At 60.0% G+C, this 26881-nt stretch carries 30 protein-coding genes; 14 read left to right on the top strand and 16 right to left on the bottom strand.

Annotated elements, in window-relative coordinates; genetic code table 11:
- Positions 1-38: 38 nt before the first annotated feature.
- The 16 genes from CEW83_RS19950 to polA all read right to left on the bottom strand — a co-directional run bounded on the left by CEW83_RS19950 (position 39) and on the right by polA (position 16487).
- Positions 39-839: a class I SAM-dependent methyltransferase gene (locus tag CEW83_RS19950; RefSeq protein WP_108950917.1), complete on the bottom strand. Its 801-nt coding sequence runs from the start codon at positions 837-839 to the stop codon at positions 39-41.
- Positions 836-2353, bottom strand: a complete 1518-nt coding sequence (locus CEW83_RS19945) for a lipopolysaccharide biosynthesis protein (RefSeq protein WP_234418924.1) — start codon at positions 2351-2353, stop codon at positions 836-838. Before CEW83_RS19945 ends, CEW83_RS19950 begins: the two co-directional genes overlap by 4 nt.
- Before the next feature lie 68 nt (positions 2354-2421).
- A complete protein-coding gene (locus tag CEW83_RS19940) occupies positions 2422-3216 on the bottom strand; it encodes an oxidoreductase (RefSeq protein WP_108950915.1) in 795 nt (264 codons plus the stop codon).
- 3 nt (positions 3217-3219) lie between these two features.
- Positions 3220-3309 carry a hypothetical protein gene (locus tag CEW83_RS21805; protein ID WP_420094107.1) on the bottom strand — a complete coding sequence of 30 codons (90 nt, stop codon included), beginning with the start codon at positions 3307-3309 and terminating at the stop codon, positions 3220-3222.
- Positions 3310-3429: 120 nt separating this feature from the next.
- On the bottom strand, positions 3430-4134 hold the full coding sequence (locus CEW83_RS19930) for a transferase (RefSeq protein ID WP_108950914.1): 705 nt from the start codon (positions 4132-4134) through the stop codon (positions 3430-3432).
- Between the two features lie 158 nt (positions 4135-4292).
- Positions 4293-5003 (bottom strand): cytidylyltransferase domain-containing protein, encoded by a 711-nt coding sequence (locus CEW83_RS19925; protein WP_108950913.1) that lies wholly within the window; start codon positions 5001-5003, stop codon positions 4293-4295.
- Complete coding sequence (locus CEW83_RS19920; RefSeq protein WP_108950912.1) at positions 5000-5911, bottom strand: Gfo/Idh/MocA family protein; 912 nt, start codon at positions 5909-5911, stop codon at positions 5000-5002. The genes CEW83_RS19925 and CEW83_RS19920 overlap by 4 nt, the downstream gene beginning before the upstream one ends.
- A complete protein-coding gene (locus CEW83_RS19915; protein ID WP_108950911.1) occupies positions 5908-6981 on the bottom strand; it encodes a nucleotidyltransferase family protein in 1074 nt (357 codons plus the stop codon). Before CEW83_RS19915 ends, CEW83_RS19920 begins: the two co-directional genes overlap by 4 nt.
- Positions 6982-7015: 34 nt before the next feature.
- The gene (locus tag CEW83_RS19910) at positions 7016-7666 is read right to left on the bottom strand and encodes a PIG-L deacetylase family protein (RefSeq protein ID WP_199915167.1); all 651 of its coding nucleotides are present in this window, start codon (positions 7664-7666) and stop codon (positions 7016-7018) included.
- A gap of 8 nt (positions 7667-7674) precedes the next feature.
- Positions 7675-8559: a methionyl-tRNA formyltransferase gene (locus CEW83_RS19905; RefSeq protein WP_108950909.1), complete on the bottom strand. Its 885-nt coding sequence runs from the start codon at positions 8557-8559 to the stop codon at positions 7675-7677.
- Positions 8556-9656, bottom strand: coding sequence for a UDP-N-acetylglucosamine 2-epimerase (neuC, locus tag CEW83_RS19900; protein ID WP_234418922.1), 1101 nt, complete (start codon positions 9654-9656; stop codon positions 8556-8558). The genes CEW83_RS19905 and neuC overlap by 4 nt, the downstream gene beginning before the upstream one ends.
- A 59-nt stretch (positions 9657-9715) precedes the next feature.
- Positions 9716-10717: an N-acetylneuraminate synthase gene (neuB, locus tag CEW83_RS19895; protein WP_108950907.1), complete on the bottom strand. Its 1002-nt coding sequence runs from the start codon at positions 10715-10717 to the stop codon at positions 9716-9718.
- Positions 10714-11346: an acetyltransferase gene (locus tag CEW83_RS19890; protein ID WP_108950906.1), complete on the bottom strand. Its 633-nt coding sequence runs from the start codon at positions 11344-11346 to the stop codon at positions 10714-10716. The genes neuB and CEW83_RS19890 overlap by 4 nt, the downstream gene beginning before the upstream one ends.
- A 2-nt stretch (positions 11347-11348) precedes the next feature.
- Positions 11349-12512 carry a LegC family aminotransferase gene (locus tag CEW83_RS19885; protein ID WP_199915166.1) on the bottom strand — a complete coding sequence of 388 codons (1164 nt, stop codon included), beginning with the start codon at positions 12510-12512 and terminating at the stop codon, positions 11349-11351.
- Between the two features lie 32 nt (positions 12513-12544).
- Positions 12545-13543, bottom strand: coding sequence for an NAD-dependent 4,6-dehydratase LegB (locus tag CEW83_RS19880; RefSeq protein ID WP_108950904.1), 999 nt, complete (start codon positions 13541-13543; stop codon positions 12545-12547).
- A gap of 193 nt (positions 13544-13736) precedes the next feature.
- Positions 13737-16487, bottom strand: coding sequence for a DNA polymerase I (gene polA / locus CEW83_RS19875; protein ID WP_108950903.1), 2751 nt, complete (start codon positions 16485-16487; stop codon positions 13737-13739).
- A 92-nt stretch (positions 16488-16579) separates the two neighbouring features.
- On the opposite strand from polA, the gene CEW83_RS19870 reads away from it, so the two are divergent.
- The 14 genes from CEW83_RS19870 to ruvA all read left to right on the top strand — a co-directional run bounded on the left by CEW83_RS19870 (position 16580) and on the right by ruvA (position 26859).
- Positions 16580-17305 carry a TIGR00730 family Rossman fold protein gene (locus tag CEW83_RS19870; protein WP_108950902.1) on the top strand — a complete coding sequence of 242 codons (726 nt, stop codon included), beginning with the start codon at positions 16580-16582 and terminating at the stop codon, positions 17303-17305.
- An 84-nt stretch (positions 17306-17389) separates the two neighbouring features.
- A complete protein-coding gene (locus CEW83_RS19865; protein ID WP_108951546.1) occupies positions 17390-17710 on the top strand; it encodes a DUF2782 domain-containing protein in 321 nt (106 codons plus the stop codon).
- Complete coding sequence (locus tag CEW83_RS19860; protein ID WP_108950901.1) at positions 17707-18246, top strand: DNA-deoxyinosine glycosylase; 540 nt, start codon at positions 17707-17709, stop codon at positions 18244-18246. Before CEW83_RS19865 ends, CEW83_RS19860 begins: the two co-directional genes overlap by 4 nt.
- A 26-nt stretch (positions 18247-18272) precedes the next feature.
- Entirely contained in the window at positions 18273-19217 is a 945-nt protein-coding gene (locus CEW83_RS19855; protein WP_108950900.1) for a homoserine kinase, read from the top strand.
- A 68-nt stretch (positions 19218-19285) separates the two neighbouring features.
- On the top strand, positions 19286-20059 hold the full coding sequence (locus CEW83_RS19850) for a BPSS1780 family membrane protein (RefSeq protein ID WP_108950899.1): 774 nt from the start codon (positions 19286-19288) through the stop codon (positions 20057-20059).
- Positions 20060-20064: 5 nt separating this feature from the next.
- Positions 20065-20835, top strand: a complete 771-nt coding sequence (locus CEW83_RS19845; RefSeq protein ID WP_199915165.1) for a BPSS1780 family membrane protein — start codon at positions 20065-20067, stop codon at positions 20833-20835.
- A complete protein-coding gene (gene nadD, locus CEW83_RS19840) occupies positions 20825-21511 on the top strand; it encodes a nicotinate-nucleotide adenylyltransferase (protein ID WP_234418920.1) in 687 nt (228 codons plus the stop codon). The genes CEW83_RS19845 and nadD overlap by 11 nt, the downstream gene beginning before the upstream one ends.
- Entirely contained in the window at positions 21508-21876 is a 369-nt protein-coding gene (rsfS, locus tag CEW83_RS19835) for a ribosome silencing factor (protein WP_108950896.1), read from the top strand. Before nadD ends, rsfS begins: the two co-directional genes overlap by 4 nt.
- Positions 21877-22347 carry a 23S rRNA (pseudouridine(1915)-N(3))-methyltransferase RlmH gene (gene rlmH, locus CEW83_RS19830; protein WP_108950895.1) on the top strand — a complete coding sequence of 157 codons (471 nt, stop codon included), beginning with the start codon at positions 21877-21879 and terminating at the stop codon, positions 22345-22347.
- A 22-nt stretch (positions 22348-22369) separates the two neighbouring features.
- Positions 22370-22990, top strand: a complete 621-nt coding sequence (locus tag CEW83_RS19825; protein WP_108950894.1) for a Maf family protein — start codon at positions 22370-22372, stop codon at positions 22988-22990.
- Positions 22991-23126: 136 nt separating this feature from the next.
- Positions 23127-24581, top strand: coding sequence for a ribonuclease G (gene rng / locus CEW83_RS19820; protein WP_108950893.1), 1455 nt, complete (start codon positions 23127-23129; stop codon positions 24579-24581).
- Complete coding sequence (locus CEW83_RS19815; protein WP_199915164.1) at positions 24578-25534, top strand: prenyltransferase; 957 nt, start codon at positions 24578-24580, stop codon at positions 25532-25534. Before rng ends, CEW83_RS19815 begins: the two co-directional genes overlap by 4 nt.
- The gene (locus tag CEW83_RS19810; protein ID WP_108950891.1) at positions 25531-26199 is read left to right on the top strand and encodes an HAD family hydrolase; all 669 of its coding nucleotides are present in this window, start codon (positions 25531-25533) and stop codon (positions 26197-26199) included. The genes CEW83_RS19815 and CEW83_RS19810 overlap by 4 nt, the downstream gene beginning before the upstream one ends.
- A 60-nt stretch (positions 26200-26259) precedes the next feature.
- On the top strand, positions 26260-26859 hold the full coding sequence (ruvA, locus tag CEW83_RS19805; protein ID WP_108950890.1) for a Holliday junction branch migration protein RuvA: 600 nt from the start codon (positions 26260-26262) through the stop codon (positions 26857-26859).
- Positions 26860-26881 lie beyond the last annotated feature (22 nt).

Below are 26881 nucleotides of genomic sequence, written 5' to 3'. Positions count from 1 at the left end.
CCAATTCGAACTCCTGCCTCCTGTCCAAGGATGACACCTCAGACAGCCCTGCACACAAAATGAATCAATGGTCGCCCCTTGCTCCCCTTCACAGTTGACATACCCGTGTCCATCACCGCCTCAACTGCAAACCCTGCACGCTTCAAAGCCTCAAGCCAATACCAACTCGGATAATCCCGGTCACCGAGATCTGGGTCGTAAAGATAGCCCGAAGATGAAATCGAGGGAGAAACCGGCATATAGCGCCGAGTAGCCAGGTTACGAAGGATTCGAAGACTTGCCACAAACACAGATACGAGAAATCTCAAACCCGTACGTGGCGTTTCGTTAAGGATGACAAGCAGGCCGCCCGGCTTCAGTGCGCGGCGAATCCCCTTGAGCACGGACTCAAGGTTATCAGCGTGATGCAGCGCAGAAGACGCCACAACTGCATCGAGATACGACTCCTCAAAGAGAAGCGGTTGAAACAAGGCCTCAAGCGTAACGACCTTCTCAGCATTACCCTCCATTAAAGTCATGACTTCAGGCAGCAATTTATGGAGGAAATGCTGACTCGAATCGAGGGCATAGACGGTCTTCACTGAGTCAACGCGCGACAGCATGGCGGTCAACCACCCACCACCGCAGCCAAGATCGAGCACTTCGGCCCCCTGCGGCAGCAGGGCCGCCCAATCTAGCTTTTTCGACGCGTCGACATAGTTGCAGACCTCACCGACTGTATTCAGATACGCCCTGGCGTTCTGCAAATATTCGTTCGAGTCAGGGTACGAATTAACCATTGACTGATCGAATTGCGATACACCAGACAGAGTTTGCTTAACAATCCAGTTCTCGTTCATTTCAATTTTCTCAAGATATCACGCACACCATGCTTCACTTTCTCTATGACCGGCGCCATCTCATCCTTGCGCAAGCCAACGACGGAGGGCGCGTAAATCAATAACGTAACAAATATGAAAGCGTACAAGAATCCGCTTCCCAGCATTCCGAAAAACAACTCCGACTTGTCCATGCCAGCAGCCAGACCAGGAGCAAGAACCCGAACGGTGAACATCGAGCCGTAGCCCACACTCAGAAGGGTCACGATGGGCAGCAACTGATAGTACCAACGGAAAGCCGCCAGATACTGCCGGCAAATCATCCACGACTGAATATTGACGAACAGAATATTCAGACAGACCATTTTGAGCGCAAGCCCCAAAGCTCCTAGTCCCATACCCGAAACCCACACCCCATCGGTCGGCCCAATCAGCAGGTACGAAACTGGAACGCTCACAACCAAACCGGAAACAGTCACCTTCATGTAACTATGGGTCCTTCCGGTTGCCATGAACAATGTCCCGTTTATCTGTCCCATTGTCTGATGAACCGGGTAGAAGAGCATCAGAAACAACACCGGCCATCCAGCATGATAGGCGTCACCAAGCAGGGCAACGACAAGGTTTTCAGCCCAAGGGGCAAGGAAGCAGGATACGCCTGACGCCAATAGCATCAGAAATCGCGTCGCCTTCTGATGCAGAACGATCACGCGCGCGTTGTCTCCGCGCGCGCACGCCTCGGCAACCTCCTTCCAAAGAATATTGAGTACCGAACTGGTCGCCAGCAGGCTTATGGTGGAAAGCTGAGCTGCGACCTGATAGAAACCCTGCTGACTGGATCCGCCGAAACGCTGCAATAACCATCGGTCTGTGATCTCATAACAGAACGTAAACACTGCGATGATCATCATCGGCCTGCAGTACGCAAGATACTCCGAAACGACTCCACCCACTGACGCAGCGCCACCGTCGTCAGCATTGCGCACCACTCCCCTTCGTAGTGCGCCGGAAAGCCACGCGGCAGCAACCAGATACTCAACGATGATGGCCGACAAGACCGAGCGGACTGACAACCAGTCGCCCAGCAGCATGGCCGAAACCAAAATGACATGCGTTGAAATGATCAAGAGCCCCGACACCTGAATCCGGACAGTCATTCGGGCCGCTTCGTGAATCTGCACAACCGTTTGCCAGACCTGATTCTGAAGAAAAGTGGCCAACAGGGCGAGCACGACAAGGTCACGTGACTGCCCAAGCCAGAACCGGTCGACGAGCGACTGCGGGAGCAATTGGATAACGAGGGCAGTTGAAAAAACGAACTGAAATCCCAGCCACCCAAAGTACACGAGGTAGTAGAGACGCCCCCGATGGCGCTGCGCGATAAAGGTATAAAAAGCGCTGCCCGACCCCATGTCGAGCAAGGCGCGAATAGCCCAGAAACTCCCGAGGAGATACGCAAGATTACCGTAGTCCGATGGCCCAAGCCCGCGCGCAACCAGCAGCCCCGCGATTAGACTTATTGCAGCGCGCGCCATATTGGCGCCGACCGAGAATAGAAGCCGACGCTTGACCGACAGGACGGTCGCCCCCCGCTCAACCACGCTCAAAGTGAAAAACCGTCGTCAACTACGAGATTCTGTCCGGTGATGTAGCGTGATGCATCAGACAAAAGAAAGAGTAACGCGCCGACGACGTCACCCGGGTCGATCATTCCTTTCGACGCACATCGCTCTTTGTAAGCATCAAGAAAGCCTGAAGGCTGCCCCGCGAGAATACCCCCGGGACTCAGGCAATTTACTCGAATTCCCGCCCCCTTGAAGTATTGAGCAAAATAGCGGGTTAAATGAATAACACCAGACTTGATCGCTGCATACTCTACGGGCATGGTCATCTCAGTCCCGGCATAGACCTCGAACCGTGGCGCCATCACCCCATAGATCGAAGACATATTGACCACATTCCCACCACCTTGCGCCCGGAATGCCAGACAGAATTGCTGGGCTACAAGAAAGTAGCCCCCAAGATGTGAGTCGACGTTCTCACAGAAATCAGTATAGGTCACGTCCTCGAGTTTGCGCCCGTAGTTCCGGTTCCTTGGATACGCATTGTTGACGACTGCATCGACACGGCCATAGCGACCAGTCACCTCCGAAATCAGAGCGGTAATCGAATCCTTGCTCGTGATATCGAGATGCGCCGCGCAAGCGCGTGCAGCTTGTTCCGGCGCCAATGAGTCCACTAGCTGCGTGGCGGCCATCATATCGATATCGGCGACAACGGGAATGTCCCCGCTATCGGCAATCGCGCGCACGAATCTCGACCCTATTACCCCCGCACCGCCCGTTACGACTACGACTTTGCTTTCATGCCGCTCGCCGAGCACTTCTTCTCCGGTCATGACTCAGCCTTTACGTTTGGAAAGGAGAATGTGGTCACCGATGAGAAGATGATCAATCTCCGAGCGCTCGAACGTGCGATCCGCATCGTCAATGGTGACGACGATGGGCTCACCGTGCAGGTTGAAGCTCGTATTACGAACTTTTTCATAATAAATTTTAATCAGAATACCCAGAATTCATCTGTTATGATTTTCGAGTGCAACCACCCTGGGTCAGGATTGCCGAGCAAGAATTTCATTATGGGCTTTAAAAGGACTTGATTTATAGAAATACTCAGAAGGCTTCGTCTTTAGAATAAGATTTGGCGACTGTCCAAATACAATCGTATTATCCGGAACAACCTCATCCTTGACCAATGCTCCAGCAGAAACAAATACGTTGCTACCTATACTCGTATTACCGATTACAGTCGCATTCGCAAACAGCCAAACAAACTCACCAAATCTCGGGTAATAACCATGATTACCACCGACGGTACAGCCTTGCTGAAAAACAAAGTAGTTTCCATAGGATGCTCTGCCCATAACGGATGCAACAGGATGCTCAAGAAAAAAAACATCCGGCAACATTACCTCATAGTAAATATCACACCCATTTAACATTTTATTGAGATAATATATTCTATCCGCGAGAGACCTATTATTGCACTTCACCGCCTCTTGCGATGCAAAGTACAGAAATATTGAGTACTGTCCTGAATGAAACGGATTAAATACAACCTCACCAGAATCGCTCCAATAATATTTATTATTATTCTCTATAAAGCACCTTTTCGTCCGCAACAAGGCCAATTTGACAGCATACGAAACATCAACTATATCTTTTTCACTTAAAAAGAAGTTGTTCCGAATTTGTTTGCAAAGCAACTCACTCAGTTCATCAGTTGCATAGAACACATTGTATATTTCTGCAGGCATTGACAACCTCCTTACACATATTCCAGGCAGCCTGCACCCAAGGCCGATGGAGATTGAATCGATGACCGGCACTGACTTGATGTCAAGATGCTTGAGATACTATTAACCTGGGGACGGGTCAGCTATTGCTCATTGCGCTCCACTGAATCGTCATTTTTTCAACGCTCGACTACATTCACTCCAGATGCCATCAGGAACTCGACGAAACGAAAATCAAGTTCCGAATCGATATCGATCGACCTCTCTTCAGGCATTACATGCAGTCGGGTATCTGGATTGAACAGGGACTCATTGCCGAACAACGCCGCCCTCCGCCAAACGTAGATCGAGGCGTTCATGTCATAACACTTGGGCGCATCCTGACGCCTGACGATTGCGTTACGGGGTGACTTTGACAGATGAACAATTCCGTCCTGATCGAGTTCGACGAGGTTGAAGTATGGGGATCGGCGCGCCGGCATTGCCGTGATGACATTTCCCGCACCACTTCGCTCAAGCAATTCGACCGCATCACGAATATCCTCAGGTGTTCGCAATGGTGAGGTTGCGTCCAGATCGACCAGGGTTTCGAACGAATCGCCGGTAAGCCGCTCAACCTCAGCGACGCAATGGCGGATGACCGGCAACTTCGCGGCCTGGTCTGTCGCGAGCTCGTCCGGGCGCTTGACAAGAAGGTCTGCGCCACAATCCTGAGCAACTGCGAGAATCTCGTCCGAATCGCTGCTTACCGCAATCAGATCAAACAGACCCGACGCTCGTGCCTGATCAATGCTATGGGCAATAAGAGGTTTTCCAAGAAGAACCTTGAGGTTCTTCCCCTTGACGCCCTTTGAGCCTCCCCGGGCACAAATCGTACACAGTCGCTTCATCGAATGACCCACTCCCTGTTTCTGTTGGCCTGCTCGGCAGCATCAATCAGTTGCAGCGTCGCCAGACCTTCGTCGAGCGAGCATAGTGTTGCGTTCTCATCGCCAAGCATGGCCCGATGCATCGCCTCGTAGGTGAAGTCGCGCCCTACCAACAGGGTTTCGAGCTCATTGCCGCAGGAAATCGTTCCTGCGATCAAGTCAGCCTCTATTGTCAGACGCTCCGTATTGACGACGATACATCGGCGTGCGGTTCTATCGAGATAACTCACCTGAACGGAAACGACCGGACACCTGCTCATCTGCATCAACAGTACAAACAGGTCATCACTGTCAATCTCAAGGGCGCTAAGATGACCGCCCAGCGCCGTCACTGACTGCCAGTCTCCAAAGATCCAGGCCAGATAGTCAAGTTCATGACTCAGGTCTCGAAGTGCGCCGCCACCCTGCGCGGCACTCGCCGAATATGACTGCCGATAGTCGGATGCTGGCCGCCAATCCGGCAGGTACTGTCCCATGTAGGCCTGCACGGAGATGACTGTCTCCCCGAGGACCAATCCGCGAAGACGCTGAATGACCGGATGGAATCTCAAATTGTAGGCGACGGCGAGATGACTGAAAGGGGCGTCGATCAATGCACGACTGTGATCGAACAGGGGTTTCTCGACCAGCACCTTCCCTGCAAATCCCGCAGCGGCCAGTGCCTCGATGGTTTCGTGATGCAGACTCGTCGGATTCGCCACCACAACATATTCGGGGCGATGCTCTGCCAACGCCCGCAGCAGGTCTGTATAGCAGGACGGAAAATCCAGCTCCCGCCGACTGAGGACGGCTACGTCGCAGCAGAGTCCGCGGAGCAGCCTGGTATGTCGCTGCCCGATGGAACCATAGCCGATGACGAGCGCTCTCACTGACCCTCCGCTCTCGGATGCGCGGCACGAGCGCGCTTGAGGTCATCGTCGCGCCCGACGTCAAGCCAGGGTTCATGCATCGGATAAACGATCGTTCGCGCAGCCTCTTCCTTGAGTCGAGCAAAAAGCGTTGGCATGTCACAGTGCTCCGCCCGCTTCAGCAATCCAAGCGCTGCAGGCTCAAGGACATAGACACCAGCATTGATATGACTTCGGGAAATAGGCTTCTCTTCAAAACCGACGATATCCACGCCATCGGTGCGCACGACGCCGAACGGATGCTGCCATTCATGAAGCCTTACGGCCATTGTCGCACTCGCCGCGTGACGACAATGAAAGTCGAGCAACTCACCATAATGAATGTCGGTCAGCACATCGCCATTGGATACGACAAACGGCAACTCGGGACGGGGATTCAGCAAACTGATCGCACCAGCCGTTCCCAGAGGCGAGTCCTCCCGGAGATACTCGATACTGACACCCCAGCGACTCCCATCCCCGAAGTACTCTTCGATCATGTGGCCAAGGTAGTGAATTGACAGCACAAAATGGCCGAACCCGTCGCTCTTGGCCCGCTCTATGATGTGCTCCAGCATCGGCTTGCCGCCCACGGGCAAGAGCGGCTTCGGGCAATTCTCGGTGTGCGGACGCAGCCGAGTGCCCTGCCCTCCCGCCATGATGACCATCAGGTTGCGCCGCCTTCTTGGAGCCATCAACTCATCAAGCAGGTGCAAGCCCACGACATGCCGGTCAGTATCGACCACCGGCAACTGATGAACGCGATTTGCCCGCATCAGTTGCAGCACGGCGTCACGCCCCAATTCCGGCGGTACGACCAGCGGGTCATGATTGATCAGCGAGTCGACCGGGCTGTCCAACCCCAGACCGCGAAGCAGTCCGCGACGGATATCACCATCGGTGAGGGTGCCAATCAGCCGCTCGTCGGCCGACACGACCAGTACGATCTGCGACGTCGACTCATTCAGGCAACTGATCGCCTGCTGCAAGCTCGCATCGCTTGCCAGCAAGGCCTTGCGCCATGGTTGTTCAGAAGGATTTGATCTGGTCATCGTTGTCAGCCTTCAGATACTCTGATGGCTCTCATCACTGGCGCTCTCTCAGGAGTTGAAAGGCCTCAGCGGCCATGTACCCCGCGGAGGCTCCGCGCCATTCCGCCAGGGCCCGCATCGCCCGGACGCTACGTGGAAAGGGAAATACGCCAAGCTCCGAGCGGTAAACACCCATGATCTCCAGCTTGCGTTCGTGATAGGGCTCAATATCCACAAAGTAATTGGGATGAAAAGCGTCTTCTCTGCACAGCCCGAACTCAGTCTCCGATACCGTTTCATAAGCAAGAACCCGGCGCACCGAAGGGTAGCGAAACCATTTCGCGCACGCCGCCACGACATCAAACGTGACGCGATGATCCGAATGAACGTCTCCATGATGCGGAACGAAGACCTCCTCCGGCGCAAACGACTTGAATACCTCCGAGAAGGAAGACACCAGATCTCCAAGCGGGAGCGCGTCCAGACCGGCGGGAGGAAGGCCGAGATTGAACACCTCGTCGAACCCGATCATCCCAGCGACGGTCTTGATCTCGTCGTTGCGCTGCTGAATGCGGTCGATGGGCCAACCGGCCTCGGCAGTCATTCCCGTCACGATCAGCCAGCCCAGCGTGCCGCCCTCGGCCTTTCTCCGCAGCAAGGTTCCACCACACCCCAGGATCTCGTCGTCAGGATGGGGAGCGACCACGAGCGTTCTCATAGATAGCGCCCCGCGGCCAGGTCCACACCGCTCTCCATCTCGATTATTCTAATCGCATCCACGCCGCATTTAACGACCACGCCCGGCGCCGCTGGATTGACTACGATTTTTCCAGGCTCAATATTCTTCGGCATGCCACGCACAACCTCTGACTTCCAGACTTTCACCTGCCGGCCATCAATATCGAAATGGGCGCCGACATACGGCCTGGTCAGCCCCCTTATCAGATTGTAGATGCCCTCGGCAGGCATGCGCCAATCGATCCTGCCGTCCGCAGCGCCACGCTTCCGCCAGGTGTTCGACAGAGCATCATCTTGAGACATCAAGGGGAAGTCGGGGTCTGCCAGACACGGGACGAATTCTTCCAGCTGATTCAATGCGCATGCCGTGATTCGTTCGTACAGACTTCCCGCATCATCCTCATAATGAATCGGGACACTTCGACGGGATATCAGTGGTCCGCTGTCAGCGCCTTCATTCATGAAGAAGAAAGACGATCCAGTCTCCTCAAGCCCCAGGACCAGCGCCCAGATAATCGGGTGACGGCCGCGGTTTGCCGGCAGCAAGGCCGGATGAAATCCAACAACTCCCATTGGCGCCAACTCAAGCAACTCGCGTTTCAGCAACCGGGACCATCCGAGGCAGAAGATTACGTCCGGCCGCTTCGCGCGAATCCACTCCAGCGTCTCGGCTGAGTTCACATTGCTGACATGGAGACAAGGAACCTGATTGACACGGCTGATTTCGCTCAGATCCGCATAATCCGAATTCTCGCCGGTATCGACGGACGTGCAGACACCGACCACATCTGCGCCAATGTCCAAAAGCCGCTCAAGTGCGCGCAGCGAAAAGTTAACGGTCCCGATGAATACGATTCTCATGGCACGCACACATCAAAGAACTTTTTCTTCAAGAGCCCGTCAAGAGGGACCGACTTCAGAACCTCGACTACCTTGTCGCTTACCCAGCCATCGCCATAGGGGTTGACGGCCCCCTTCAAGACCTGTGCGAACTCGTCGGAATAGAGCCTCCGGATGGCCTGTTCGATCTCGATCCTCACGGGGACACAATTAATCACGCTCGCAGACTGCAAACGCCCCCGCTGTCGATCACCGATATTGATTGTTGCTTTTCGGAAGCTCGGAACCTCCGTCAGTCCACTCGACGAATTACCGACGACACCATCCACATAGGCCAGACATGACAAATATCTGCGATAACCGAGTGAGGTGAAGGCATACGCCTCGGGGTGATGCTCCACATAGTCATTGATCATCTCGATCAAGACTCTCCCGCCCGAATCGGCATTCGGCAGCGTAAAAATGAGCCGGGTGTCGTCGAGCGTCTCCAAAGCCTGAAGAAGTGCCGTCATTTGAGCCTCGGCCGTCGATTCCTCCAGGGTAACGGGGTGAAAGGTGACAAGCAGGTTGCGCTGCCCGAATCTCAAGCCCAGGGACGACTCCAGTTCGTCACGCGACATCAATTCCAGCCGCCGAATGTTCTCGACGCCCAGTCCGCCGACAAGATGGACGGAATCCGGCTGCTCACCGAGTTGAATCACTCGATCCCGGTACTCTTGCGCGGCAACAAAGTGCAAGTGAGACATCTTTGTAATCGAGTGCCTGATCGCCTCGTCGACAAGACCCTCCGTCGCCTCCCCCCCATGCAGGTGCGCCACGGGTATTCGTGCAACCATTGCAGCCGCAACGGCTGAGAAAATCTCGTATCGATCGCCCAGAACGACCATCAGATCCGGACGCAACTCGCTCAAGGCATCCGCAAACCCGATCATCCCCAAACCCATCGACTTGGCGATGCCGACGGAGGAGTCCGAGCTTGTCAGCATCTCGACTTTTCGATCTATTTCAAAGCCATCCTGCTCAATCTCGCGAAACGTCAGCCCGAACTCCGGCGACAAATGCATGCCTGTGGCGATGATCTGTAACTGAAGAGACGGCTCCGCCTTGATGGCCCTCATCAACCAGTGAAGCAGTCCATATTCCGCGCGCGTACCAGTGACGACGCAAACCTTCCGCCTCATAGTTCAATCAACTCATTGACGGAAAAGTCTCGTACGGAGCGGCGACCGATGACCTCATCCCATCGCATGGGATTGAGGCCCGTGCCGGGCCGTTTGACGCCGACATTCTCAGCCGAGAATAGCTCGCCCGCGTGAATTTGCTTGACTGCCACCAGCGACTTCCGGACTACCGGGATATTCTGACTCTCCCTCAAACCGGGGCGTTTCACCCCGTCGCCCATTGCGAGTTCAATGTTCCGAATCGAACGAATCAGGTGCGCAAGCTCCTGAGGCTCGATGCTTGCCCGGTGATCAGGGCCTGGCAGGTTTCGATCGAGCGTGAAGTGTTTTTCGATGACGCACGCACCGAGCGCAACGGCAGCGACCGCAACCTCGATTCCTTCGGTATGGTCAGAGAAGCCGACCTTAACCCCAAACGCCTCGCGAATCGAGATCATCGCTCGCAGATTTACCTCTGCCATCGGCACCGGATACTCGGTGTTGCAATGCAATACCGTAATACGGTCGCGGGATGTTCCGGCCCGCTCAAGCACATCCACCGCAGCCTCGATCTCTCCCAGCGTCGACATGCCGGTCGACAGAATGACGTGCTTGCCAAAAGCGCCGACCTTTCGCAGGTAGGGCAGATTGGTAATTTCGCCGGACGGCACCTTGATGCGGGGCATGCCAAGGCCGTTCAGGTAATCGAGACTGTCAAGATCAAAGGCGGTGGAGAAGAACTCGATCCCTCGCTGCTGGCAGTGTCCGATCAGATCCGCATGCATTGCCGGTGACAGTTCGAGCCGCCGGATCATTTCGTACTGCGACTCATCGGCCTCCGTCGCCTTGATCTGGTAGTCGGCCTTACGCGCCGAAGTCGTCACAAGACGATCTGCGCTGAAGGTCTGGAACTTCACCAGGTCTGCACCCGCTTCGGCGGCTGCATCGACAAGCGCCCGTGCCATGTTCAGATCACCGTTATGGTTCACGCCGGCCTCGGCAATGATCAGGGTTTTCAACTTATCCTCCTCTGAGGCAACTGAGTGCCGTCGGGGCAGTCTTTCAACACGACCTGTCCCATGCCAATGATGCAATTGCGCCCGATGACTACGCCCTGCCTGATCAGGCTACCGCTGCCAATGAAGCTTCCTTCGCCAATCCGGACACCGCTGTTTATTCTGGCTCCAGTTGCGATGTGGCAGTGGTCATCAACCAGAACGTCATGTTCGATCAGCGAGAGGCTGTTCACAATGCAGTTCTCGCCCACTGACGCCGACGCGTTAATCACCGCACCATGCAAGACGAAGGAGCCATCTCCCACGCGCGCGTGGCGGGAAACATATGCACGCGGCGAGACCATGACAGGCACGCACAGCCCACGAGCCCTGAGATGCGCGAATTGCACCATTCTCGGCACTGGCGTCTTGATCTGACCGATCACCACGATGCCCGCTGAATACTGACCGAGCAACGCCGGTAGATCATCATCCGAACCAAGCACGGGATAGCCAAGAACCTCCCTGCCAACCTCCTCGGGCAAACCAACCAGGCCAGCAACCTGGAAACGGCCCTCTTGTTCGATCACGTCAATACATGCCCTTGCGTGGCCGCCCGCCCCCAGGAGCAGAATCGCTTCCAGCGAGGACATCTCTACGCCACCTCGCGAAACAGTTGCGGACTGCTCGGCAGATTGATGATGCGTTGCTCAAGGGACTCGGCTACCGACAGACCCATTCGTGGACAAGCTGCGTAGGGCTTCAACCGGTGCAGCAGCCTCCAGACCGGACGACACTGATAGCCGGCTTCGCGAGCAGCCTCCAGAAACTCGTCACGCCGACCGCTCATCGAGGCCGACAGCTCAATCGCATTGAGCCAGTTGTTGCTGGAGCGGCCTCGCACTTCGTCGACGAACCGGAAATCCGGTGCGTCCGCAAACGCATGGGCGTAAGCATCTGCCAGTCCCTTCTTTCTGCGCAGAATCTCGGGCAGACGCTCAAGCTGCGCGCAGCCCAAGGCCGCGTTCAGATTCGGCATCCGGTAGTTGAAAGCAACCTCATCGTGTACGAAATCCCATCGATGCGCCGCCTTTGCAGTGGTCGTCAGATGCTTGAGACGACGCGCGACATCGGCATCGTTTGTCAACACCGCACCTCCACCGCCGGTCGTGATGATCTTGTTGCCATTGAAGCTGAGCACCCCGGCTACACCAAACGTCCCCGCACTTCGATCTCCGATCCTGGCGCCAAGCGCTTCGGCCGCGTCTTCCACAACGGGCATCCGGTAGCGGGCAGCGAGGTCGAGAAGAGGCTCGATGTCCACCGGATGACCGAACACGTGCATCGGCACGATTGCTGCGAGCCTGCGCCCGGTATGCCTGTTGCGGAAACCGCCACCAGCTGGTTCTGCAACCTGTCGCAGATGCTCCGCCAGGGCCGCAGGACTCATTCCGTAGGTGTCGGGAGCACAATCCACGAAATGCGGAACTGCTCCACATTGAGAAACGGCATTTGCCGTCGCAACGAAACTCACCGTCGGCACCAGCACCTCATCGCCGGCGAGCACGCCCGAAACGTGTAACGCAGCATGCAATCCAGCGGTGCCATTCACCACGGCAATCGCATGTCTCGCTCCGCTCAGCTCTGCAAGCCTTGATTCGAACTCATCGACGAACTTCCCGGCGGTCGACACCCAGCCTGTGTCCAGACATTCCCTGACGTAGGCCAGTTCATTCCCGGAAAAAGCGGGTTCATGCAGCGCCAGCGGCGCCTCCGTGACCCCGAGCACTGCGGTCACACGTTCGACGAAATCTTTCACGGGAGATGTCACGCTCATCATCACCCTGCGCGTCAGATGTTGTAAGTGCCGGGTTTATAGCCGGAAAGATTCGATGGATCAGAGAACCACTCGGCAGTTTCCGCAAGACCGCGACGCAAACCCTCAATGCCGCCGTACGCCGGAGACCAACCGAAGAGACTCTGCGCCTTGGCGTTATCCGCCCAAAGTCGCTCCACTTCGCTCTTTGCCGGACGCAGACGGACATCATCAGTCTCGATTTCAACCTCGACACCCATCACATCGGCAATCAGCTTGACCGTATCACCTATGGATATCTCATAGTTCGAACCGAAATTCACAACCTCGCCTACACCCTTATCACTCTGAAGCGCTGCAATGAACGCATTGACTGTGTCTGCCACATAGTTGAAATCGCGAGTGGGGTGCACAGCACCCAGCTTCAAACGTCGCATGCCGCTTGCAATCTGGGCGATCACAGTTGGGATAACAGCCCGCGCAGACTGTCTTGGACCATAGGTATTGAAGGGTCTCGCGATCACCACGGGCAAGCCAAACGACGCATGGAAGGAATAGGCCAGCTGATCCGCTCCAATCTTGGACGCGGAGTATGGCGACTGCCCTTGTAGCGGATGCTCTTCAGTAATCGGAACGAAACGCGCAGTCCCATAGACCTCGCTGGTCGAGGTGTGCACCACACGTGAAAGCTCCAGTTCGCGGGCAGCCTGGAGTACGTTCAAGGTACCCTTGATATTGGTGTCGACATAGGTATCTGGGGAGTGATACGAGTACGGAATGGCAATGAGCGCTGCAAGATGCAGGACCGCATCACATCCTTTCATGGCAGTGCGAACACCGTTTGGATCGCGAATGTCGCCAGCAAAAACATCAAGCTCGTCCCGAATCTCGGGCGCTGCATGGTCGAGCCAGCCCCACGAGTTGAACGAGTTATAAAGAACGAATGGCCGCACATTGAACCCCCGACGCACAAGGGTCTCAGTGAGGTGCGAACCGATAAAGCCATCGGCACCGGTAACAAGTATTGTCTTCAAATCAGTTCACCTGTTCATAGGGACGCGACGCGAGCCCCTCTGCATTCCACAAAGCGCGCCTCACACACCGCCCGGGTCGTCAAGTTGCAAGAAAGTCAGGCGCGGTCACGAGTTGCGGCGAATTGTATCAGCCGTCCACAGCCAGCATCTCAATAGGAGCGACTGCCGGACGCACTCCGAAAGCCGGAGCAAATCAATGCGCCTCATCCCAGTTATCCCCCGCCCCCACCTCCACCAGCAGCGGCACGGCGAGATCGGCCACGCCGCCCATCAGCTTCGGCAGTTCGGCACGGATGATATCCAGCTCATCTGCGGGCACTTCCAGCACCAGTTCGTCATGCACTTGCAGCACCAGGCGTGACTTGAGGGTCGAGCCGGCCAGCCAGGCGTGCACCGCGATCATTGACTTCTTGATCAGGTCTGCCGCCGTGCCCTGCATCGGCGCGTTGATCGCAGCGCGCTCGGCGGCCTGCCGGCGCCCGGCCTGACTGGCGCGGATATCGGGAAGATAGAGCCGACGGCCGAAGACGGTCTCGACGTAGCCTTTGTCCTTGGCCTCGGCCTTGATGCGCTCCATGTAATCCGCAACGCCCGGGTAGCGGGCAAAGTAGCGGTCGATCCAGGTTTGCGCGGCCGCGCGTTCGATGCCGAGGTTCTTTGCCAGTCCGTGGGCGCTCATGCCGTAGATCAGTCCAAAGTTGATCACCTTGGCGTAGCGGCGCTGCTCGCTGCTGACCTCGTCGGGCGTCACACCAAAGACCTCGGCCGCCGTGGCGCGGTGGACGTCTTCACCTTGGGCAAAGGCTTCGAGCAGACGGGCGTCGGACGACAGGTGGGCCATGATGCGCAGCTCGATCTGCGAGTAGTCGGCCGAGACAATCAGGTGATCGCGCGGCGCGATGAAAGCCGCGCGGATGCGGCGCCCCTCGGCGCTGCGGATCGGAATGTTCTGCAGGTTCGGTTCCGAGCTGGCAAGGCGGCCGGTGACGGCAGTCGCCTGCGAGAAGCTGGTATGAACGCGGCCGGTTTTCGGATTGACCATCCGCGGCAGCTTGTCGGCGTAGGTGCTCTTGAGCTTGGCCAGACTGCGATGCTCGAGAAGCAGCTTGGGCAGCGGGTAGTCTTCAGCGAGCTGGGTGAGCACATCCTCGTCGGTCGAGGGCTGGCCGGTGGCCGTCTTCTTGACCACAGGCAAACCGAGCTTGCCGAACAGGATTTCACCCAGTTGCTTGGGCGAGCCCAGATTGAAGGGCTGACCGGCGAGCGCGTGCGCTTCGCCTTCGAGCACCATCAGCCTGCGGCCGAGTTCCTCGCCATGCTGTGCGAGCAGGAAGGGGTCGATGAGAACGCCTGTACGCTCCATGTCGAGCAGCACCTCAAGCGTGGGCAGCTCGATCTCCCGATACAGTGCAGCCAGTGATGGCGCAGCCTCGACCTGCGGCCACAGCTTGCGGTGCAGGCGCATGGTGATGTCGGCATCCTCGGCAGCGTATTCGATGGCACGATCGACCGCGACCTCATCGAATCCGATCTGCTTCGCCCCCTTGCCGCATACGTCGGTGTACGGAATCGTGGTCAGTCCGAGATGACGCTTGGCCAGCGAATCCATGTCGTGCGTGCGGTCACTCTCGAGCACATAGGATTCGAGCAGGGTGTCGTGGGTAATGCCGCCAAGGCGAATGTCGTGGTTGAGCAGCACATGCGCGTCGTACTTCAGATTCTGCCCCACCTTTGCGTGCGCGTTCGACTCCAGCCAGGGCTTGAGCTTCTTCAGCACCTCGTCCATTGCCAGCTGATCGGGTGCATCCGCACCACGATGGGCAAGCGGCAGGTAGGCGCCCTCGCCCTTCTCGGTGGAAAACGACATCCCAACCAGGCGCGCCGCCATCGGATCGAGGCTGGTGGTTTCGGTGTCGAAGGCCGTCAGCTCAGCCGCATTCAGTCTGACCAGCAACGCGTCGAAGGCGTCCCAGTCGAGGATGCCGACATAGCCCGCACGATGCGCGTCCGGCTCCGCCGAAGATTCAAAGGGGTCAGAGTCGTTTGATTCGGGGATCAAACGACTCTGACCCCTTTGAATCTGATTCTCGCTTTGATTGCCTTCGCCCAGGTCCTTCAGCCATCCGCGGAACTCGAAGCGCTCGTACAGTGCTTTCAGCGCGACCTTGTCGTCGGCGCGTGCCGGCAGGTCCTCGAGCTGCAGCGGCAGCTCGACATCGGTCGCGACCGTCACCAGGCGCTTGCCCAGCGGCAGAAAGTCGAGATGCCTGCGCAGGTTCTCGCCGACCTTGCCGCCCACCTTGTCGGCGTTGCTGATCAGGTTGTCGAGGGTGCCGTATTCGGTCAGCCACTTTACCGCCGTCTTCGGGCCACACTTCTCGACGCCCGGCACGTTGTCCACGGTGTCGCCGACCAGCGCCAGATAATCGATGATGCGTTCGGGCGCGACGCCGAACTTGGCCGTCACGCCGGCTTCGTCCAGCACCTCCTCGCTCATGGTGTTCACCCAGCGCACGCCAGGTTGCACGAGTTGCGTCAGATCCTTGTCGCCGGTCGAGATCACCACCTCCCAGCCGCGCTCGACCGCCATCCGCGTCAGCGTGCCGATCACATCGTCGGCCTCCACGCCTTCAACCGACAGCAGCGGCCAGCCTTCGGCCTTGACGGCCTCATGCAGCGGTTCGATCTGGGCGCGCAGGTCGTCAGGCATCGGCGGGCGATGCGACTTGTACTCGGGATACCACTCGTCCCGGAAGGTCTTGCCCTTGGCATCGAACACACACGCGCGGTACTCCGCCTTGTAGTCGCCTTCGAGCCGACGTAGCATCGACAACACCCCCCGGATGGCCCCGGTCGGCTCCCCGCTCGAATTGCGCAGATCGGGCAGCGCATGAAAAGCGCGGTAAAGATAGCTGGAACCGTCGACAAGCAGCAGGGTGGGCATCCTGGAACATCCTTGCGGGAAACATCGGCATTGCGCCACGCTCAAACCAGCATGCGCGCACCGAACCAACGAAAAAGAAGAGAAGGGACATCATGACCGCAAAAGAGAAACTCTCCCGCAGTGCGCCGGACAGTGCCGCGCCGCGCTTCAATGCGCGCGAGTCCTGGCGAATCTTCGGAATTATGGCAGAGTTCGTCGAAGCCACCGAGCGTCTGAATGCCATTCGTCCGGCGGTATCGATCTTCGGCAGCGCCCGCATTCCGCCCGATCACAGCTATTACGTTCTCACCGAGCGCATTTCCCGCCTGCTGTCGGACGCCGGCTTTGCCGTGATCTCGGGCGGCGGCCCGGGCATCATGGAAGCGGCCAACAAGGGGGCCTATTTTGGCAAGAGCCCTTCGGTCGGCCTCAACATCCAGTTGCCGATGGAGCAGAAGGCCAACCCGTATCAGGACATCTCACAGACCTTCCAGCACTTCTTCGCACGCAAGTTCATGTTCGTGAAGTTTGCCAGCGCCTACGTCGTCCTGCCGGGTGGCTTCGGCACGCTCGATGAACTGCTCGAAGCCATGACCCTGATCCAGACGCGCAAGAGCCGGGGCATTCCGATCATCCTGGTCCACGGCGCCTTCTGGAAAGGCCTGATCGACTGGTTCCGCGACCGCTTGGTCAGTGAGGGCATGATCAAGGCGGAAGACCTCGACCTGATCCAGATCATCGACAGTCCAGAGGAGGTCGTCGAGGCCATCTTCAAGCACTACGAAACACGCGGTTTCATGCCGCTGCCCGAAGAGCACGAACTGATGCTCAACCTTTAACCGAAACTGCGCACGCGCCGTCACCGCACCTCCGTTCGGCACCCGGCCCGAATGGTAGAATCGGCACATCTCAAGGAGAACACCATGCGCCGTACCCTTATTGCCCTGCTGCTGGCCGTTTCCATGCCAGTGCTGGCACAGCAGCCCCCAAAGCTCGAACCGCTCCCCGAACCGCCTCCGCCGCCGCCGGGCATGACCGATATCGAAGAGCCCCAGGTCACCATCGTCAAGCGCGGCGAGGACACCGTCTCCGAGTACCGCATTCGCGGCAAGCTCTACATGGTCAAGGTCACCCCGCCCCACGGCGTGCCCTATTACCTGGTCGACCGCGAAGGCAATGGCGATATGGTTCGCGCCAGCGAACCTGCGCTGTCCGTACCGATGTGGGTCATCAAGTCCTGGTGAGCACCACCCCCGGCCTGGCGGTCTGCAGCTTTGCTCCGGTCTGTCGCTGCGATGCGCGAGTGCTGATCCTCGGCAGCATGCCGGGCGAGGCCTCGCTCGCTGCCGGAGAGTATTACGCCCACCCCCGCAACGCCTTCTGGCCAATCATGGGCGCACTGTTCGGAGCCGCACCGGAGCAGCCCTACCCCGTGCGCCTCGAACGCCTGCTCGATGCGGGCATCGCGCTGTGGGATGTGATCGGGCGGTGCAGACGCAGCGGCAGTCTCGACAGCGCCATCGCGGCAGACAGCATCGAGCCCAACGACCTCGCGGGGCTGTTCTCCGCCTGCCCGCGACTGAATCACGTGTTCTTCAACGGCAGCGCAGCTGAAACGGCCTTTCGCCGTCACGTGCATCTTCCGCACGGGGAGCGCAGCATTCACGTGCTGCGGCTGCCATCGACCAGTCCTGCGCACGCAGCACTCAATTTCAGTGACAAGCTTGCCGCCTGGCAGGCTGTACGCAACGCCACGCTCACCGCTGCCCACGCGGCCTGAGCGGCTTTCCGCATCCCGGAGTTTTCATGTCTGTTTTCACCCCCGTGCCCGAAGCCGTGCTTTCACAGTGGCTGAAGAACTACGCCATCGGCCGTCTTACCGAGCTCAAGGGCATCTCAGCCGGCGTGCAGAACAGCAACTTCTTTGTCACCACCACGCTTGGCCGTTATGTACTGACGCTGTTCGAGGGTATTGGCCGGGCAGAACTGCCGTACTACCTGCACCTGATGGCCCACCTCGCCCGTCACGGGTTGCCGGTGCCGGCGCCGATTGCCAATCGGGACAACGAGTACCTTGGCACCATCAAGGACAAGCCCGCGGCGCTGGTCATGCGACTGTCCGGCGCCTCGGTGATGGCGCCGGACGAGCACCACTGCACGCGCGTCGGTGCCATGCTCGCCGGCCTGCATCTGGCCGGCATGTCCTACGGCCGGCGCCAGCCGAATCCCCGCGGCCCGGCCTGGCGCACCCAGACCGCAGCGCGGGTGCACGCCTACCTTCCCGAGGCCGAGCAGGCGCTGCTCGACCGCGAAATTGCGTTCCAGGCCACCATCGATACCGATGCACTCCCGGCAGGAGCCATTCACGCCGACCTGTTTCGTGACAATATCCTGTGGGACGGCGAAGTCATCGGTGGTGTCATCGACTTTTACTTCGCCGGCAATGACACCCTGCTGTTCGACGTCGCAGTCACGCTGAACGACTGGTGCTCGCTTGACGACGGCAGCCTGGACCCGGTTCGCAGTGATGCGTTTCTGCACGCCTATCACGCCGAGCGCCCATTCTCCGACGCCGAGCGCGCCGCCTGGCCGGCCATGCTGCGGGCCGCTGCTCTGCGTTTCTGGCTATCGCGGGCGGAGGATTTCCACCTGCCGCGCGAGGGCGAAATGGTGCTGGTAAAGGATCCGGACGAATACCGCGACATTCTGCGGCAACGCATCGCCTGGTCACCCGCCTTGCCCGCGGTTTGAACTCACCCACCCAATCGGCTAGCATCGACCACGCGTCGCTGCACCGCAGCGACTTCCGGACCCACTGAATGCCTGCAACGCCGCCTTCGCGCCACTACCATCCCTTGCCGCAGCCCGGCACGGTTACGCCAGCCCACGCCCTGCAGTGGGTGGCTACCGGCTGGCGCCTGTTCCTGCGCAAGCCCGGCGTATGGATGGTGCAAACACTGATCTTCATTCTCGTCATTGCCGCGCTGGGCTTCGTGCCACTCATCGGCTGGGCTGCGGCACCCGTCGCACTTCCGGTGCTGGTGGCCGGACTCGTCGCCGGAGCGGATGCGCTCGCCAGAGGGGAAGCGCTGCGGGTCGACCATCTGTTCGACGGCCTGCGCCTTCACGCAGGCAATCTGCTGCTGGTGGGCGGCTTTCATCTGCTCGGCGCACTCATCGCAGCCCTGATTGCTGCCGCGATCGGCGGGAGCGCAATGTTCACCGGCTCGATGATGGGCGCGTTTGGCGGCATGGGCGTGGCCGCGGGCGGCATGATGCTGGGCGTGCTGGTGTTTTCCGTGCTGTGGGGGCTGTTGATGATGGCCTTGTGGTTTGCCCCCGCACTGGTCATGCTGCACGACGTTGCACCACTCGACGCCATGAAGCTCTCCGCACAGGCCTGCTTCCAGAATCTGCTCACCTTCGTCGTCCTCGCCGTCATGCTGTATATCCTCGGCTGGATCGCCATGTTGCCTGCAGGACTTGGCGTCTTCGTTCTCATCCCGGTGCTGGCCGGAGCACTCCAGGCCGCCTGGCGTGATACCTTCTCGCCCCCGAAGGCGCTGCCACCCGCAGCGCATCTCACAGAATAGAAATCATGCAAGCGAATCAACTTCCCATGCAGCGCGGCTGGGGCTGGCTGCGCGACGGCCTGACGCTCTGGCTTCGCAGCCCTGCCCTGCTGAGCTTTCTCGCATTCGGCTATCTGCTGGTGCTGCTGGTGATCAGCATTTTTCCGCTCATCGGCCAGCCCGCCGCTTCGCTGCTGATGCCGATCCTGTCACTCGGCGTGCTCAACGGGTACCGCGCCGTCGCGGCCGGGCGCAAGGTCGGCCCGGACGTCCTGTTCTCAGGCTTCAAGAGCAACGTGCAGAGCCTGGTCACCATCGGCGGCATCTATCTCATCGCCAGCGTACTGGTGCTGGCGCTGACTGCGCTGGCCGATGGCGGCGGCCTGTTCGCCGTGATGACAGGGGGAAACGTGGATGACGCAGCCATCACCGACTCATCACTGCCGCTCGCCATGCTGCTTGCCGTCGCCCTGTCCACACCGGTGGTCATGGCCTACTGGTTTGCGCCTGTGCTGGCAGGCTGGTGGAACATCACCGCGCCCAAGGCGATGTTCTTCAGCTTCCATGCCTGCCTGCGCAACTGGCGCCCGTTTCTCGCCTATGCCATCGGCCTGATGATCTTCGGCGCGTTCATACCCGGCATCGTGATCGGGGTGATCGGGCTGCTGTCTCCGACGCTCGCAACCATCCTCACCGTGCCCTTGCCGCTGATTCTGATTCCAGTCGTTTTTGCCAGCTTCTTCACCTCGGCGCGCGATGTGTTTGGCCTGCCTGACGAGGTCATCATTGCCAAGTAGTAGCGCCCGACCTGGCCCGCTCGGTCTGCTGGGAGGGACTTTCGACCCCATCCATCTGGCCCACCTTCGGCTCGCCGAAGAGGCGTGCGAAGCGCTCGCACTGGACAAGGTCAGGCTGATCCCCGCAGGTCAGCCACCGCACCGCGGCGAACCGGGCTCGACACCCGACGACCGCCTGCACATGGCACGCCTTGCGGTGAGCGGAAACCCCCGCCTGGAGGTCGACGACGGCGAGGTCCGTTCGCCTCGAAAAAGCTACACGGTGCTCACCCTGGAACGCTTGCGTGCAGAAGTGGGCCCCGAGCAGCCGCTGGTGCTGATACTTGGCGCCGATGCCTTCCAGGGCCTTCCGACATGGCACCGCTGGACTGAGCTGTTCGAGCTCACCCACATCGCCGTTGCCAACCGCCCGGGCTACGCACCCCACGGCCGACGCTGGCCGGGCGCCCTGTCACCCGAACTCGACGAGGCCTGCCGGCAGCGCCAGATCACCGATCCCGCGCGCCTGCGCGAGCGCAGTTGCGGTTACGTGATCCCGTTCGACATGACGCCCCTGGCCATTTCTGCTTCACTCATCCGCGACCTGGTCCGTACCGGTACCAGTCCGCGCTATTTGCTGCCCGATTCCGTTCTCGACTATATTGGGCTGCATCACCTTTACGATAATCACGAATGAACACATCCCAGCTGGAAAAGCTCGTCGTTGCCGCGCTCGAAGACATCAAGGCGCAGAACATCGAAGTCATCAATACCGCCAAGCTCACTGCCCAGTTCGAACGCATCGTCGTGGCCAGCGGCGAATCAAACCGCCAGACGCGCGCGCTCGCACGCAACGTGCAGAACAAGGTCAAGGAAGCGGGCGGCGAAGTCATCGGCGTCGAGGGCGAGGAAACTGGCGAATGGGTGCTGGTCGATCTGGGCGACGTTGTCGTCCACATCATGCAGCCCGCCATTCGCAGCCACTACAACATCGAAGAACTGTGGGCCACCACGCCCGCTGCAAGACGCAAGGCCGCCGAGGCCGCACGCAGCGGGGAATAAATGAAGTTGCTCGTCGTTGCCGTCGGCCACCGCATGCCCTCTTGGGTGGAGGCCGGTTTCGACGAGTTCGCGCGCCGCATGCCGCGCGAACTGCCGCTGCAACTGGTCGAAATCAAGGCAGAACCGCGCACGTCGGGCAAGACGGTCGAGGCCATGATGGCCGCCGAAGCGACACGGCTTGAGGCCGCACTGCCCGCGCGCTGCCGCAGGGTCATCCTCGACGAACGCGGTGCAGACCTCAGCAGCCTGGCGCTGGCCCGTCGGCTGGAAGACTGGCAGGGCGAAGGCCAGGACGTGGCGCTGATTGTGGGCGGGCCGGACGGCCTGTCTCCGGCCTTCAAGGCGACCGCAGCCGAATCCGTGCGCCTGTCCAGTCTCACCCTGCCCCACGCGCTGGTGCGCCCCCTTCTGGCTGAAGCCCTTTACCGGGCCTGGAGCATCACCCGGAATCATCCTTATCATCGCGAATGAGCGAACCACCAGGAACCGTCCCATGTCCGCCATCCCGCCCCGCATCTACCTCGCGTCGAAAAGTCCGCGCCGTCGCGAACTGTTGCGACAGATCGGCGTGCAGTTCGACGTCATGACCTTTCGCGGTGGCGAGCGCGGCGAGGACGCCGACGTCGACGAGACACCGCTCCCTGACGAAGATGTCGAACGCTACGTCGAACGCCTGGCGCTGACCAAGGCAGAGGCCGGCATGCGTCGGGTGATGTGGCGCAAGATGACGCGACATCCGGTGCTCGCCGCCGACACCACGCTTGAACTCGACGGCGAGATCATCGGCAAGCCGGAGAGCGCGGAAGACGCCCGCGCCATCCTCCAGCGCCTGTCCGGGCGCACCCACCGCGTGCTCACCGCGATTGCCGTCACCGACGGCGTGCGCACACGCAGCCGCATCTCCAGCAGCGAGGTGAGCTTCCGGGAACTCTCCGAAGCCGACATCCGTCATTACGTGGCGAGCGGGGAGCCCATGGACAAGGCCGGCGCATACGGCATCCAGGGCCGGGCAGCGATGTTCATCCGCGAGATCCACGGCAGCTACTCCGGCATCATGGGGCTGCCGCTGTTCGAAACTGCCGAGCTGCTGGAAGTCTTCGGTTACCCTCTGTAAGCTTTCCCGCTTGCTGCAGGCCCCCTGTCAGCCGGCCTGCCCGGCCGCAGGCGGGACCCGGCGTGATCCGATGAGCCATGCGCAATGGCAGACAGCCCGACTGCCATTGCGTATTTCCCATTGGGTTCAATCCATCATGAGCATCGAATTCCTGATCAACTTCACCCCTCAGGAGACGCGGGTCGCAATCGTCGAGCAGGGCGTGGTCCAGGAGTTACACGTCGAGCGTACGGCCAGCCGCGGCATCGTCGGTAACGTCTACCTGGGCAAGGTGGTACGCGTGCTGCCGGGCATGCAGTCCGCCTTCATCGAGATCGGCCTCGAGCGCACCGCCTTCCTCCACGTTGCCGACATCTGGAGCGAGCGCCAGCATGGCGAAGCGGCCAAGCCGATCGAGAAGATCCTGAACGAGGGTCAGAGCCTGCTGGTCCAGGTCCTGAAAGATCCGATCGGCACCAAGGGCGCACGCCTTTCGACTCAGGTGAGCCTGGCCGGGCGCCTGCTCGTGTATCTGCCGCAGGAAAAGCATATCGGCATCTCGCAGCGGATCGAGGACGAATCCGAGCGCGAACAGTTGCGTGAACGCCTGACCCGCCTCGTCCCCGACGACGAGCCCGGCGGTTTCATCGTGCGCACCATGGCGGAATCCGCCAGCGACGAAGAGCTTGCCGCCGACATCGCTTACCTGCGCAAGCTGTGGAGCGAGATCCGCAACACGACCGTCGGCGCCTTCCCGCCGCGACTGCTGCATGAAGACCTCGGCCTCGGACAGCGGGTGCTGCGCGACCTGGTCAACGAAGAGACCACGCGTATCCGTGTCGACTCGCGGGAGAACTTCCAGAAGCTCACCGCCTTTGCCGCAGAGTATTCGCCCAAGGTGCTGCCGCTGCTTGAGCACTACACCGGCGAGCGACCGCTGTTCGACATCTTCAATGTCGAAGAGGAAATCCAGAAGGCGCTTGCGCGCCGGGTCGACCTCAAGTCGGGCGGCTACCTCATCATCGACCAGACCGAGGCGATGACCACGGTCGACGTGAACACCGGCGGCTTCGTCGGTGCGCGCAACTTCGACGACACCATCTTCAAGACCAACCTTGAAGCCACGCAGACCATTGCGCGCCAGCTCAGGCTGCGCAACCTCGGCGGCATCATCATCATCGACTTCATCGACATGGAGAACGTCGAACACCGCGAGATGGTGCTCGACGAGTTCCGCAAGGCGCTCGCCCGCGACCACACCAAGATGAGCATCAACGGCTTTACCGCGCTCGGTCTGGTCGAGATGACGCGCAAGCGCACCCGCGAGTCACTCGCACACCTGCTGTGCGAGTCCTGCCCGACCTGTGGCGGCCGCGGTGAAGTGAAGACCGCGCGCACGGCCTGCTACGAGATCCTGCGCGAACTGCTGCGCGAGGCACGCCAGTTCAACGCGAAGGAATTCCGCGTCCTTGCCGCACCCAATGTGATCGACCTGTTCCTCGACGAAGAGAGCCAGTCGCTGGCGATGCTGTCCGACTTCATCGGCAAGAAGGTCTCGCTCCACCCCGAGGCGAGCTACACCCAGGAACAATTCGACATCGTGCTGCTGTGAGCCACCCCGCCGAACCCGCACCGGGCGCGTTTCCGAACCGCGCGGTGCTGCTCTTTCTTGCCACCCGCCCGGCGTTTCTGTCGGTCACCCTGGTCGCATGCCTGATCGGGCTGGCCTGCGCGCACCGGAGCGGCGCTTCCATCGACTGGACGACCGCAGTCTTCACCCTGCTCTTCGCCCTCGTCGCGCATGCGGGGGTCAATGTCATCAACGATTATCACGATGCCGAGAGTGGTGCAGACGCGGCGAACACCAAGCGGCTGTTTCCCTTCACCGGCGGCAGCCGCTTCATCCAGAACGGCGTGCTGAGCGCGGCCGAAACCGGCCTCTTCGGCTATGCCCTGCTGGCTGCAGTCGTGCCAGCCGGCCTGTGGCTGGCCTGGCAAGCCGGCGCGGGGCTGATCGTCATCGGCATCGCGGGGCTCTTCGTCGGCTGGGCCTACTCCGCGCCGCCACTGAAACTGATGAGTCGGGGCCTGGGCGAACTGGCGATCGCGCTGGGCTGGCTCGCGGTGGTGGTCGGCACCGATTACGTGCAGCGCGGCAGCTTCAGCGTGCTCCCGTTTGCAGCGGGCGTGTCCTATGCCCTGCTGGTGGCAAACCTCCTGTTCATCAACCAGTTCCCCGATCACGACGGCGATGCCGCCGCGGGCAAACTTACCCTCGTCGTCCGCCTCGGCCCGCAGATCGCCAAGTGGGGCTACCTGCTGATCGCAATCCTTTCCTACACCTGGCTGGTGGCAATGGTGACGATTCATGCGCTGCCGCAATACGCGGCTGCCGCAGCGATGACGCTGATCCTCTCATTCACCGCAGCACGCGAGCTCATTGCCGATGCGAGCGCGCCCGACGAGCTTGCCGCCCCGATCAAGCGCACCATCCTTGCGACCAACGTGCATGGCCTGCTGCTTGCTGCCACGCTCGCCTTCGCCCAATCCGGAATTTCCGCATGACCGCCTTCGCCCCCTGCGCCGTCCGCGCCATCATCTTCGACATGGACGGACTCCTGCTCGACTCCGAGCGCATCGCCTACGCAATCGGCCGTGAAGCAAGCGAGCACCTCGGATTGCCCTGGGATCATGAAGTTGCGATGCGCATGATCGGCATGAATTCGCGCGACGGCTACCGCCTGCTGCAGGACGCCTTCGGCCCGAGCTTCCCGATCGACGCGCACCAGGCCGAGTTTGGCCGCCGTTACGAGCAAGCCATCGTCGACGGCCGCTTCCCGCTCAAGCCGGGCGTCCCCGAACTCCTAGACCAGCTCGCGCTGCGCGGACTGCCGGGCGCGGTCGCCACGTCCACCCGGCGCAGCCGCGCACTGCCCAAGCTCGAAGGCGTCGGCATCCTGCACCGGCTGAAGGGCGTGATCGGCGGCGATGAAGTGCGTAACGGCAAACCGGCACCCGACATCTATCTCGCCGCGGCGGCCCTGCTTGAGACGCCGATAGCGCACTGCCTGGTCCTCGAGGACTCAAACACCGGCGTGCGCGGCGGGCTGGCTTCAGGCGCCCAGGTGGTGATGGTGCCCGACCTTCTGTCCCCCGCAGAGGATGTGCTGGCGCGTGGCATCACGGTGATGAACGACCTCCACGAAGTCGCCCGCCGTCTGGCCGACTGACCCACCCGAAACCCGCCGCAGCCGTTCAACAGACAGGCAGCGGCACCCGGAGCCCTACTGATGATCGGACGCATCACCGGCACGCTGCTGGAAAAGAACCCACCCCAGATTCTGGTTGATGCCAACGGCGTCGGCTATGAAGTCGACGTACCCATGAGCACCTTCTACAACCTGCCGGCGACCGGCGAGCGGGTCAGCCTGCACACCCACCTCGCGGTGCGCGAGGACGGTCACTTCCTGTACGGCTTTGCCACCGACGAAGAGCGCACCGCCTTCCGCCAGCTGCTGAAGATCTCCGGCATTGGCGCACGCATGGCGCTGGCGGTGCTGTCCGGTCTGTCGGTCAGCGATCTCGCCCAGGCGATCGCGCTGCAGGAAGCAGGCCGCCTGGTGAAGATTCCCGGCATCGGCAAGAAGACCGCCGAACGCCTGCTGCTCGAGTTGCGCGACAAGCTCGGCAAGGCCCTGCCCAACGCGGGCGGCATTCGCCTCGCCGCGGGCGTCGACGCCGCACCGGACGCGAAGAGCGATATTCTCAACGCGCTGCTGGCACTGGGCTACAACGAACGCGAGGCCCTTGGCGCCATGAAGGGGCTCGGCGAGGACACCGGCGTGTCGGACGGCATCCGTGCCGCACTCAAGCTGCTGTCGAAGGCATGAGCATTGCCCCGCACAGCCTGTC

Source organism: Parazoarcus communis (assembly GCF_003111645.1).
In the GTDB taxonomy this organism is placed as follows: domain Bacteria; phylum Pseudomonadota; class Gammaproteobacteria; order Burkholderiales; family Rhodocyclaceae; genus Parazoarcus; species Parazoarcus communis_A.
Note: the sequence above shows the minus strand (reverse complement) of the source record. Positions and strands in the feature narration are given on the sequence as shown.

Excerpts from the sequence above, each read along its gene's own strand:
- CEW83_RS19950 (WP_108950917.1), bottom strand. The coding sequence starts at position 839 with ATGAACGAGAACTGGATTGTTAAGCAAACTCTGTCTGGTGTATCGCAA.
- CEW83_RS19945 (WP_234418924.1), bottom strand. The coding sequence starts at position 2,353 with ATGGCGCGCGCTGCAATAAGTCTAATCGCGGGGCTGCTGGTTGCGCGC.
- CEW83_RS19940 (WP_108950915.1), bottom strand. The coding sequence starts at position 3,216 with ATGACCGGAGAAGAAGTGCTCGGCGAGCGGCATGAAAGCAAAGTCGTA.
- CEW83_RS19930 (WP_108950914.1), bottom strand. The coding sequence starts at position 4,134 with ATGCCTGCAGAAATATACAATGTGTTCTATGCAACTGATGAACTGAGT.
- CEW83_RS19925 (WP_108950913.1), bottom strand. The coding sequence starts at position 5,003 with ATGAAGCGACTGTGTACGATTTGTGCCCGGGGAGGCTCAAAGGGCGTC.
- CEW83_RS19915 (WP_108950911.1), bottom strand. The coding sequence starts at position 6,981 with ATGACCAGATCAAATCCTTCTGAACAACCATGGCGCAAGGCCTTGCTG.
- CEW83_RS19905 (WP_108950909.1), bottom strand. The coding sequence starts at position 8,559 with ATGAGAATCGTATTCATCGGGACCGTTAACTTTTCGCTGCGCGCACTT.
- neuC (WP_234418922.1), bottom strand. The coding sequence starts at position 9,656 with ATGAGGGCCATCAAGGCGGAGCCGTCTCTTCAGTTACAGATCATCGCC.
- CEW83_RS19890 (WP_108950906.1), bottom strand. The coding sequence starts at position 11,346 with ATGTCCTCGCTGGAAGCGATTCTGCTCCTGGGGGCGGGCGGCCACGCA.
- polA (WP_108950903.1), bottom strand. The coding sequence starts at position 16,487 with ATGCCCACCCTGCTGCTTGTCGACGGTTCCAGCTATCTTTACCGCGCT.
- CEW83_RS19870 (WP_108950902.1), top strand. The coding sequence starts at position 16,580 with ATGACCGCAAAAGAGAAACTCTCCCGCAGTGCGCCGGACAGTGCCGCG.
- CEW83_RS19865 (WP_108951546.1), top strand. The coding sequence starts at position 17,390 with ATGCGCCGTACCCTTATTGCCCTGCTGCTGGCCGTTTCCATGCCAGTG.
- CEW83_RS19855 (WP_108950900.1), top strand. The coding sequence starts at position 18,273 with ATGTCTGTTTTCACCCCCGTGCCCGAAGCCGTGCTTTCACAGTGGCTG.
- CEW83_RS19850 (WP_108950899.1), top strand. The coding sequence starts at position 19,286 with ATGCCTGCAACGCCGCCTTCGCGCCACTACCATCCCTTGCCGCAGCCC.
- CEW83_RS19845 (WP_199915165.1), top strand. The coding sequence starts at position 20,065 with ATGCAAGCGAATCAACTTCCCATGCAGCGCGGCTGGGGCTGGCTGCGC.
- rsfS (WP_108950896.1), top strand. The coding sequence starts at position 21,508 with ATGAACACATCCCAGCTGGAAAAGCTCGTCGTTGCCGCGCTCGAAGAC.
- rlmH (WP_108950895.1), top strand. The coding sequence starts at position 21,877 with ATGAAGTTGCTCGTCGTTGCCGTCGGCCACCGCATGCCCTCTTGGGTG.
- CEW83_RS19825 (WP_108950894.1), top strand. The coding sequence starts at position 22,370 with ATGTCCGCCATCCCGCCCCGCATCTACCTCGCGTCGAAAAGTCCGCGC.
- rng (WP_108950893.1), top strand. The coding sequence starts at position 23,127 with ATGAGCATCGAATTCCTGATCAACTTCACCCCTCAGGAGACGCGGGTC.
- CEW83_RS19810 (WP_108950891.1), top strand. The coding sequence starts at position 25,531 with ATGACCGCCTTCGCCCCCTGCGCCGTCCGCGCCATCATCTTCGACATG.
- ruvA (WP_108950890.1), top strand. The coding sequence starts at position 26,260 with ATGATCGGACGCATCACCGGCACGCTGCTGGAAAAGAACCCACCCCAG.